Origin of the sequence: uncultured Cellulomonas sp. (assembly GCF_963527515.1) — a bacterium.
Taxonomy (GTDB): Bacteria; Actinomycetota; Actinomycetes; order Actinomycetales; family Cellulomonadaceae; genus Cellulomonas.
In genome coordinates, this window is sequence record NZ_CAURTV010000115.1 from 1 (window position 1) to 10,437 (window position 10,437).

7 protein-coding genes are annotated in these 10,437 nt (G+C 72.2%); 3 read left to right on the forward strand and 4 right to left on the reverse strand.

All coding sequences use genetic code 11. The features are described from left to right. Positions 1-73 precede the first annotated feature (73 nt). The 3 genes from RYN42_RS17735 to uxaC all read right to left on the reverse strand — a co-directional run bounded on the left by RYN42_RS17735 (position 74) and on the right by uxaC (position 4,413). Positions 74-1,477 carry a mannitol dehydrogenase family protein gene (locus RYN42_RS17735; protein WP_315098161.1) on the reverse strand — a complete coding sequence of 468 codons (1,404 nt, stop codon included), beginning with the start codon at positions 1,475-1,477 and terminating at the stop codon, positions 74-76. A 120-nt stretch (positions 1,478-1,597) separates the two neighbouring features. Further along, complete coding sequence (locus RYN42_RS17740) at positions 1,598-3,007, reverse strand: mannitol dehydrogenase family protein (RefSeq protein ID WP_315098163.1); 1,410 nt, start codon at positions 3,005-3,007, stop codon at positions 1,598-1,600. Continuing rightward, positions 3,004-4,413, reverse strand: a complete 1,410-nt coding sequence (uxaC, locus tag RYN42_RS17745; protein ID WP_315098166.1) for a glucuronate isomerase — start codon at positions 4,411-4,413, stop codon at positions 3,004-3,006. Before uxaC ends, RYN42_RS17740 begins: the two co-directional genes overlap by 4 nt. A 96-nt stretch (positions 4,414-4,509) precedes the next feature. On the opposite strand from uxaC, the gene RYN42_RS17750 reads away from it, so the two are divergent. Further along, positions 4,510-5,799: a lactate racemase domain-containing protein gene (locus RYN42_RS17750; protein WP_315098167.1), complete on the forward strand. Its 1,290-nt coding sequence runs from the start codon at positions 4,510-4,512 to the stop codon at positions 5,797-5,799. Here RYN42_RS17750 and RYN42_RS17755 read toward each other — a convergent pair. After that, positions 5,733-6,794, reverse strand: coding sequence for a LacI family DNA-binding transcriptional regulator (locus RYN42_RS17755; protein ID WP_315098169.1), 1,062 nt, complete (start codon positions 6,792-6,794; stop codon positions 5,733-5,735). The two genes, RYN42_RS17750 and RYN42_RS17755, sit on opposite strands and share 67 nt — an antisense overlap. A 131-nt stretch (positions 6,795-6,925) precedes the next feature. On the opposite strand from RYN42_RS17755, the gene uidA reads away from it, so the two are divergent. Together uidA and RYN42_RS17765 are read left to right on the forward strand one after the other, a co-directional pair. Then, positions 6,926-8,704 (forward strand): beta-glucuronidase, encoded by a 1,779-nt coding sequence (gene uidA, locus RYN42_RS17760; RefSeq protein WP_315098171.1) that lies wholly within the window; start codon positions 6,926-6,928, stop codon positions 8,702-8,704. Between the two features lie 158 nt (positions 8,705-8,862). After that, positions 8,863-10,311 (forward strand): glycoside-pentoside-hexuronide (GPH):cation symporter, encoded by a 1,449-nt coding sequence (locus tag RYN42_RS17765; protein WP_315098172.1) that lies wholly within the window; start codon positions 8,863-8,865, stop codon positions 10,309-10,311. Positions 10,312-10,437: the final 126 nt, after the last annotated feature.

The window sequence follows — 10,437 nt, forward strand, 5'->3', positions numbered from 1 at the left end:
CCCCCCTGGGGGGTGTTTATTTCCGGGGGCCCGATGTGGGGTTGGGGGGGGTGCCCGTGCCGGGGGGGGAACCCTACTTCCTGGCGGGGCCCCCGGGGGGGGGGGGGGGGGTGGGGGGACGGACGGCGAGCCGCTCGGCGACGTGCCGGGCGTAGACGTCGCTCCAGGCCAGGTCGGGCGCGAGCGCGTGCAGGACGAGCGCCGCGCGGGCCGAGCTGCCCCGGCCGCGCAGTCGTGCGGCGAGCGCCGCAGCGGCCGGGTCGGACACCGCCGGGTCGACGGCCGCGAGGTGGTCGATCCATGCCGCGAGGACGCCGGCTCCCGCGCGGCCGACGGGCAGCCCGGCGACGGCGCGCTCCTGGGCGACGGAGAGGATCCGCACCGGCAGCTTCTGCGAGCCGTCCTGGGCGATCTGCTCGAGGCGGTGCTCGATGCGGGCGTTCGCGAACCGGCTCCGCAGCGCGGCGGTGGCCTCCTCGACGTCCAGCGGCAGCACGTCGGCGGCCTCCGACCACAGCGCCTCCAGGTCCGCGCGGCACCCGGGATCGGCGAACGCCTCCGCGACCGTGCGCAGGCCGCGCGCGAGACCTTGGTAGGCCAGCAGCGAGTGGCCCGCGTTGAGCAGCCAGAGCTTGCGGCGCTCGTATGGCTCGAGGTCGTCGACGACTCGTGCACCGGCCGCCTCCCACCTCGGGCGCCCGGCCGGGAACTCGCCCTGCAGGACCCACTCGGTGAACGGCTCCGTGACGACGGGCGACCGGTCCTCCCGACCGGTCAGCCTCCGGACGACGGCTCGATCCGACTCGACCGCCGCGGGCGTGATCCGGTCGACCATCGTGGACACGAACGCCACGTGCTCGTCGATCCACCGCGCGAGGGACTCGTCCACCGCCTCCGCCAGGTCGAGCGTGACGCCACGGACCACGCGGCCGTTGTCGGGCAGGTTGTCGAGGCTCACGACCGCGATGGGGCCCGTGCCGGCCGACCGGCGCGCGCGCAGCCCGTCGACGAGGCGGCCGGGTGCGGTCACCGCGGCCCCGCCCGACCGGAGGCGTGCGACGTCGCCCGCGACCTCAGGGTCGTGACGGTCGAGCGTGCCGTTCGGGGTGCGTCGGTAGCCGGCCTCGGTGACGGTCAGGGTCACGACGCCCACCTCGGGGCGGCGGAGGTACTCGCGCCAGGCGTCGCCGTCGGCACCGTCGTGGACCGCGACGAGGGCGTCGACCGTGGTGGCCGCGTCGCCCTCGGGCGAGCGGACCAGCAGGGTGTACCGCCCGTCCTGCCGGGCGAGCGTCTCGGCCGCTGCGGCCGACCGGCCGGTGAAGGCCGCGACGCCCCACTGCTCGGCTCCCCCGGCCTCGTTGGCCCGTTGGGTGTACCAGAGCAGGTGAGCCCGGGCGAACGCACCGAGCCCGAGGTGCACGATCCGCACGGGCGCCTGCGGCCCCGTTCGTTCCCAGCCTGTCCGGTCGTGCACGGCTCCACCTCCAGCTCTCGTCGGACCCGGGAGGTCCTCGACCATTGAGCGCCCCGGACGGCATTGATGGCAATCGGTTGCCATCTGTTGCCCGGGCGCGTGGCCCCGGGTCGAACGAGGTCAGGGGCGCGGCGCCGCGGTCAGCTCGCGGGCGTGCGCCAGCACCGCATCACGCACGCGGCCGTCGGCCATGAGGTCGGGGGCCAGGAAGGCCAGGACGGCGTCGACCGACTCCTCGAGGGTCCCCGCGCCGAGCCTGCCCGCCTCGTCGGACACGTCTGCCACCGGCGCGCCGTGACCCCGCAGGTGCGCCACCCAGGCGGCCACCGCACGGGTCGCGCCCACCGGCACCCGCCCCGCAGCGAGCTCGGCCCGCAGGACCGGCACGATCCGCACGGGGACCTTCTGCGTGCCGTCGCCCGCGATCTGGGCGAGGGCGTGGCGGATCGTGGGGTTCTCGAAGCGGGCCAGGAGGGCCACGCGGTAGGTGGCCACGTCCGCCGGCGGGAGCGAGAGGTGCCGCGAGGCCTCCTCCCACCACTGCTCGACCCAGCCGCGGACCTCCGCGTCCGCGATCGCCTCGGCGACGGTCTGGTGACCCCGGCCGGGACCGGCGTAGGCCAGCAGGGAGTGGGCACCGTTGAGCAGCCAGAGCTTGCGCTCCTCGAACGGCAGGACGTCGTCCACGACCCGGGCACCGGCGGCCTCCCACGCGGGTCGGCCGTTCGGGAACTCGCCGGCGACGACCCACTCGCTGAACGGCTCGGTCGGCACCGGGGAGGCGTCGACCAGCCCGGTCGCGGCGAGCACGGCGGCACGGTGCTCGTCGGTGGTCGCGGGCGTGATGCGGTCCACCATCGTCGTCCCGAAGAGCGCGTGGTCGGCCATCCACCCCCCGAGGCTCGGGTCGACCAGAGCGGCGAGGTCCGCCGCGACCGCGGCCAGCGCCGGACCGTTCGCCGGGATGTTGTCGCACGGCAGGATCGCGACGGGACCCGCGTCCGCGGCCCGGCGGGCGAGGAACCCGGCGACCATCCGTCCCGGCGTCGTCTGCACCGGCGCGGTCGGATCCGCGCGCAGTGCCTCCACGTCGGCCCGGACGTCCGCCCGCGCCGTGTCCAGCCGACCGTCCGGGGTGCGCAGGTACCCCGCCTCGGTGACGGTGAGCGTGACGACGGAGAGCTCGGGCGACGCCCAGCGAGCGAGCCACGCGGCGTGGTCGGCACCGTCGTGCACGGCCGAGATGCTGGACACGACCTCGAACCGGTCGCCCTCGGCGCTGCGCGTGACCAGGGTGTACAGGCCGCCCTGCGGCTCGAGCGCGTCGGCCATCGCGGCGGACCGTCCCGTGAACGCGGCGATGCCCCACTGGTCGGCGTCGGGGGCGTGGTCCGTGTACCAGGCCTGGTGCGCGCGGAAGAAGTTGCCGAGGCCGAGGTGCAGGATGCGGACCGGCGCTGCCGGCCGGCCGTGGCCGGACGCGCGGGACAGTCGTTCGGGGGTCGCGAGGCCGGTGCTCGTGCCGCTCACAGCCGGAACGCCTCTCGGGGTGCGGTCACGACGAGGTCGATCGCCGTGTCGAGCGCCTCGTCCATGGTCAGCCGGTGGTCGAGGACGAGCTGGGCCAAGAACCCGGAGTCCATCCGGCGGCTCATGTCGTGCCGGGCGGGGATAGAGAGGAACGCGCGGGTGTCGTCGATGAACCCGGACGTCCGCGTGAAGCCGGCGGTCTCGGTGACCGCTCTGCGATAGCGGACCATGGCCTCGGGCGCGTCGATGAACCACCACGGGGCGCCCACGTAGACCGACGGGTAGAAGCCTGCCAGCGGCGCGAGCTCCCGCGAGTAGACCGTCTCGTCGATGGTGAAGAGGATCACCTGGAAGCCCGGGGACGTGCCGAACGCCGAGAGCATCGGCTGCAGCGCGCTCGCGAACTCGACGGCGACGGGGATGTCGGCGCCGACGTCCGCGCCGTACCGCTCGAAGGTCGGGCCGTGGTGGTTGCGGTGGACGGCGGGGTGCAGGGTCATCACCAGACCGTCCTCGGACGCCATGCGTGCCTGCTGGAACATGAGGTTCCGGCGCAGCGTCGCGCCCTCCTCGGCCGTGATCGTCCCCGCACGCGCGAGCGCGTACAGCCGCTCCGCCTCCGCGTCGGCGATCGGCTCGACCCGCGCGTCGCGGTGGGAGTGGTCGGTGGACACGGCGCCGTGCTCCTTGAAGTAGGCCCGGCGGTTCTCCATGGCGGCGACCCAGCCGGCACAGGTGCCGGTGTCGACCCCCGAGACGCCGGCGAGCTGGTCGACCAGCCCGTTCCACGCCGGTGTGGCGGGCTCCAGGTACTTGTCGGGCCGGAAGGTGGGCACGACCCTGCCCTTCCAGGTGTCGTCCTCGGTCAGGGCGCGATGGTGGCGGAGGTCGTCGCTCGGGTCGTCCGTGGTGGAGAGCACCTCGATGTCGAACCGCTCGTACAGCGCGCGGGGCGTGAACGCGGGCGTCGCCAGCTTCTCGGCGATCGCGTCGTAGATCGCGTCGGCGGTCGCGGCCGACGGCACCAGCCCGATGTCGAAGATGTCCGCGAGCTCGGACTCGAACCAGAACTTGACCGGCGTGCCGCGGTACGCCTTCCAGTGCGAGCACAGGAGCCGGAAGGCATGGCGTGACTGCTCCGGGGTGAGCCGGTCCACGCCCACCCCGAGGTCGGACAGCGGCACCCCCCGGGCGTGCAGCAGCCGGTTCACGTAGTGGTCGGGGGTGATGAGCAGCGTCGTCGGGTCGTCGAACGGGGCGTCGTCGGCCAGCCACGCCGGCGGGACGTGACCGTGCGGGGAGATGATCGGCAGGTCGCGCACCGCCTCGTACAGCTGCCGCGCCACATCCCTGGTCGCGGGGTCGGGCGGGAGCAGGCGGTCCGGATGGAGCTCGAGAGTGGCCATGCCGCCATGGTGGTCGCGTCGCGTCGCACCGGCAATCGGTTGCCGTGAGTTGCCAGACGCCTTGCCGAGCGTCCGGGGCGGGAGCAGGGTGGCCTCATGACCGACACCCTCGATCTCGTCACCGCCCAGGCCCGGCAGGCTGCCCTCGTCGGCGGGCCGGACCAGGTGCTGACTACCGAGCAGGTGCGCTCCTTCGTCCTCGAGTCGCTCGCCGGGGCGGACCTCGACGGCCGCAGCGTGTGTCTCGTGGTGCCCGACGGCACCCGCAGCTGCCCGTTGCCCCTGCTCCTGGCCACCGTGCACCAGGCGCTCGTCGGCCGGGTCACCCGGCTCACCGCCCTCGTCGCGCTCGGGACGCACGTCGCGATGAGCGAGCGGGCGCTCGCCACGCACCTCGGCTACGCGCGCGAGGGCCTCGACGCGACCTACCCCGGGATGACGGTGCTCAACCACGAGTGGTGGACCCCCGAGACGTTCGTCTCCCTCGGCACCATCAGCGCGGACCGGGTCAGCGAGCTCACGGGCGGGCTGCTGTCCATGCCTGCCGACGTCGCCCTGAACCGGGCCGTCGTCGAGCACGACGTGGCGCTCGTCGTCGGCCCGGTGTTCCCGCACGAGGTGGTCGGGTTCTCCGGCGGGAACAAGTACTTCTTCCCCGGCATCGCCGGGCCGGAGATCATCGACCTCACGCACTGGGTGGGGGCGCTCATCACCAGCTCCGAGATCATCGGCACCCGCGGGATCACCCCGGTCCGCGCCCTCATCAACGAGGCGGCGACCATGATCCCCGGCGAGAAGCTCGCCCTGTGCGTCGTCGCGCAGTCCGGCACCTCGTCCCTGCACGCCGCGTCGTTCGGCTCGACGGAGGCCGCCTGGGCCGCGGCCGCCGAGGTGTCCGCGCAGACCCACGTCCGCTACCTCGACGCCCCGGTGCGGCGCGTCGTCTCGCTCATCCCGACCAAGTACGAGGACATCTGGACCGCCGCCAAGGGCTTCTACAAGCTCGAGCCCGTCGTGGCCGACGGCGGCGAGGTCATCATCTACGCGCCGCACATCTCGGAGATCTCCGTCGTGCACCAGGAGATCTACGAGATCGGCTACCACTGCCGCGACTACTTCGTGAAGCAGTGGGACAGGTTCAAGGACGTGCACTGGGGTGTCCTGGCGCACAGCACCCACCTGCGCGGTGCCGGGACGTTCGACGAGGTCGAGGGCGAGCGCTGCCGGGTGAACGTCACGCTGGTCACCGCGATCCCGGAGGAGAAGGTGCGCGGGGCCAACCTCGGGTACCTCTCCCCCGACGAGTTCGACCTCGCGGCCTACGAGACCGACCCGGACACCTTCGTCGTGCCCAATGCGGGCGAGGTCCTGTTCCGGCTGCGCTGAGCCGTCGAGTGGCGGACCACGAGACGGACCGGCAGCACGAACGCGTGACCGGACTGCGGCTCGGCGCCGTGCAGCGCGGCCAGGACGTCGCGCACAGCCGCCGCGCCCATCTCGCGCACCGGAGCACCGACGGTCGTGAGCGGCGGGGTCACCAGCCGGGACGCCAGGGTGTCGTCGAAGCCGATCACGCTGACGTCCGCCGGGACCTGCAGCCCGGCGGCGGCGAGCCCGCGCACGACCCCGATGGCCATGAGGTCGTTGTAGGCGATCACGGCCGTCGGTGGGTGTGCGGCCAGCTCCGCGCCGGCCTGCATGCCGCCGGCGAACGTCGGGGGGAAGGGCCCGATCCGGCTCGCGCCCAGCTCGAGCTCGTGGCCGGCCTCCCGGAGCGCCTGCCAGCGCATGCCGTCGGCCCACGACGCCTCCGGTCCCGCGACGTACGTGATCGACTCGTGCCCCAGGCCGCCCAGGTGCTCGGCCGCCCGACGCATCCCCCGGGGGTTGTCGGTCACCACGCTCGGCACGCCGGCCAGCTCGCGGTTGAGCACCACCATCGGCCGCTGCTTGGCGATGGTCCGCAGCGCCGCGTCCGACATCCGTGAGCTGCCGATGATGATGCCGTCGACCACGGGGACGAGCCGTTCGAGCGCCTCGCGCTCCAGGGAGTCGGACTCCTGGGCGTCGGCCAGCAGCAGGATGTACCCGGCCTCCTGGGCCGCGGTCTGGATCCCGCGGACCAGCGCCGCGTAGAACGGGTTCGTGATGTCGGAGATCATCACCGCGAGCATGCGTGTCCGGGACGTCGAGAGCGCGCGGGCGATCGGGTTGGAGCGGTACCCGAGCTCGTCGGCGACCGCCCGGATGCGCGCCGCCGTGTCCGCGTTGACGCGACCCGGCCGGGCGAACGCCCGCGACACGGTGGACGTGGCGACCCCCGCGACCCGCGCGACGTCGTAGATGGTCGGTGCGGCCCGGCGCGGACCGTCGTCGGTCATCCGTCGACGCTAGCCCCGGCAGACAACACATGGCAACCGATTGCATCCGGCGGTCCGGAGCGTGCCCAATGGGAGACATGACCGCAGCGCCGCGAACGGGCGGCGCCCCACGCCGAACGTGAGGAACTCTCGTGCTCCGATCCCTGGACACCGCCACCCGCGAACGCAAGCCGCTCGACGGGATCTGGGCCTTCCGCCTCGACGCGGAGGGCGCCGGCCGCGCCGGGCGCTGGTGGGACGCCCCCCTCCAGGCCGCGCGTCCGATGCCCGTCCCCGCCAGCTACAACGACATCGTCCCCGACGTCGCTGTCCGCGACCACGTCGGTGACGCCTGGTACCAGACGACCGTCCGCGTGCCGCGCGGCTGGGACGGGCAGCGCATCGTGCTCCGGTTCGACTCCGCCACCCACCGCGCCACGGTCTGGGTGGACTCGACCGAGGTGATGAGCCACGAGGGCGGCTACACGCCGTTCGAGGTGGACGTCACCGCCCACGTGACGCCGGGCCAGGAGATCCGGGTGACCGCCGTCGTGAACAACGAGCTCTCGTGGCAGACCGTGCCGCCCGGCTTCGTGTACGACACGCCGGAGGGCAAGCGGCAGCAGTACTACCACGACTTCTTCAACTACGCGGGGCTGCACCGCTCCGTCTGGCTGTACTCCACACCGACGGCCCGCGTCGCTGACGTCACCGTGGTGACCGGGCTCGACGGCTCCACCGGCACGGTCGACTACACGGTCGAGACCGCCGACGCCGACGGTCGAACCGTGCGCGTTCGGCTGACCGACCAGGACGGCGCCGAGGTCGCGACGGCGAGCGGAGCGACCGGCAGCCTCACCGTCGACGACGTGCACCCCTGGGCACCCGGCGACGGCTACCTCTACGACCTGCTGATCGAGGTGCTCGACGGTGAGGCGGTGGTGGACTCCTACCCGCTCGCCGTCGGCATCCGGACGGTGGAGGTGCGCGGCACCCAGTTCCTCATCAACGGCGAGCCGTTCTACTTCACCGGGTTCGGCAAGCACGAGGACGCCCCCGTGCGCGGCAAGGCGCACGACGACGCCTTCCTGGTCCACGACTTCGAGCTGCTCGACTGGATCGGCGCCAACTCCTTCCGCACCTCGCACTACCCGTACGCCGACGAGGTCTACGACTACGCGGACCGCCAGGGCATCGTGGTCATCGACGAGACCGCCGCGGTCGGGATGAACACCGGCCTGGCCGGCGGGATCTTCGGCGGGCAGGGGTACACCACCTTCTCCCCGGAGACGATCAACGACGCCACCCGGGAGGTGCACGCCCAGGCCATCCGCGAGCTGGTGGCGCGCGACAAGAACCACCCGAGCGTCGTCCTCTGGAGCATCGCGAACGAGCCGGAGTCGGACACGGAGGCGGCCCGTGACTACTTCGAGCCGCTCTTCGCCCTGACTCGCGAGCTGGACCCCACGCGGCCCGTCGGGTTCGTCAACGTCATGCTCGCGCCGCACGGGAAGTGCCTCGTGAGCCAGTTCGCTGACGTGCTCATGCTCAACCGCTACTACGGCTGGTACGTCAACACGGGCGAGCTCGACAGCGCCGAGCGCGAGTGGCGCACCGAGCTCGAGGCCTGGGCCACGGACGGCAAGCCGATCATCATCACCGAGTACGGCGCCGACACCGTCGCGGGCCTGCACTCCCTGGTGGCGTCGCCCTGGACCGAGGAGTACCAGGTGGACTACCTCGCCATGAACCACCGGGTGTTCGACAGCGTCGACGCCGTCGTCGGTGAGCACGTCTGGAACTTCGCCGACTTCGCCACCAAGCCGGGCGTGTTCCGCGTCGACGGGAACAAGAAGGGCGCGTTCACCCGCGACCGCCGCCCGAAGGCCGCCGCGCACGAGCTCCGCAAGCGCTGGACCCAGAAGCGCTGACACCTGCGGGAGGGGCGCGTCCCGCCCCTCCCCAGGCAACCCCTGGCAACCGCCGGGCAACCCGTGGCAACCGATTGCTGCCGCTCCGTCGCCTCTGTCTCACTAGAGACATCCCCGCACCACCCCGGGCGTTCGACCCGGTTCCCCAAGGAGATCCCATGGCAGTGATCACCCCGGCCGCGCCGGTTGCGACCGTCCCCAAGAAGCTCGGACTGCGCCAGTACTCCGGCTACGCCGCCGGCGACGCGGCGAACAACCTCGCCTTCTCGATGGCGTCCTCGTTCCTGCTGCTCTACTACACCAACGTGGTCGGGCTCGGCGCCGCGGCGATCGGGACGATGTTCCTGCTCATCCGGTTCTGGGACGCCATCGCCGACCTCGTCGCCGGCCGCCTGGTGGACGCGAAGAAGCCCGGGCGGCTCGGCAAGTTCCGGCCGTTCATCGTGTGGTTCGCGCTCCCCCTCCTGCTCTCGAGCATGGCGATCTTCTCGGCCAACACGTTCTTCCCGGGCATGAGCGACACGCAGGCCCTCATCTACGCCTACGTCACCTACGCCGTGATGGGCACCCTGTACAGCCTGGTGAACATCCCGTACGGCTCCATCGCTCCCGCCATGACCCAGGTGCCCGGCGAGCGGGCCAAGCTGGCCAGCTGGCGCGTGTGGGGCTCCAACATCACCATCCTGATGCTCTCGTTCGTCGTCGCGCCGCAGATCAAGAAGTTCGTCGGCGACCCCGAGGGCCTGCAGCGGTCCCTGTTCGTCACCACCGGGATCTTCGTGGTGGTCGGCGCCGCGCTCTACTTCTACACGGTGACGTCGATCAAGGAGCAGGTCCAGCGTGACGTCGCGGCACCCACCCTGCGGGAGAGCTTCGCCACCTTGCGCAAGAACCGGCCGCTGCTGTGGCTGTGCGGCGGCAGCCTGGCGTTCCTCACCGGCCTCACGGCGCTCAGCACCCTGGCGGCCTACTACGCCATCTACGTCCTGAACGACGCCCAGTACATTGCCTGGAACGCCGTCGCCCAGGCCGTCGGCACCTTCCTGGTGGCCGCGTTCATCCCGAAGATCGTCCGCACGTTCGGCAAGCGCAACGGGTACGTCGCACTCGGTCTCGTCGGCATGGTCGCCGGCCTGGGCCTCGCGTTCGCCCCGCCGGAGACGCCGATGCTGGCCGTCGCCAGCTTCTTCCTGCTCGGGATCGGCATGGGCGGTGTGAACACCATGATGTGGGCGCTCGAGGCCGACACCGTCGAGTACGGCGAGTGGAAGACCGGCGTCCGGACCGAGGGCACCACCTACGCCGTGTTCTCCTTCACCCGCAAGATGGGCCAGGCCCTCGGTGGAGCGGCGGGCGCGTTCGCCCTCGGCATCGTGGCGTTCGACTCGGTCGCGGCCAAGAACGGCGCCCCGCAGTCGGCCGAGACGATCGACGGCATCCAGCTCGCGTCCGGCCTGCTCACCGCCGGGTTCATCCTGATCTCGCTGCTGATCATGTTCTTCTACCCGCTGACCGACAAGGTGTTCCGCACGATCGTCGGCGAGATCCGGGCGCGCCGCGCCGAGCGCGAGGGCGCCGAGGTCATCAAGCCGGCGAACGAGGCGTGAACCACCCCGCCCGGCCGGTCCCCACCACAGGAGGAGTACCCGAGATGTCCACGAGCACCACGTCCGGAACGGCGCAGATCGGTGTGACGGGGTTGGCGGTGATGGGTCGCAACCTGGCCCGGAACT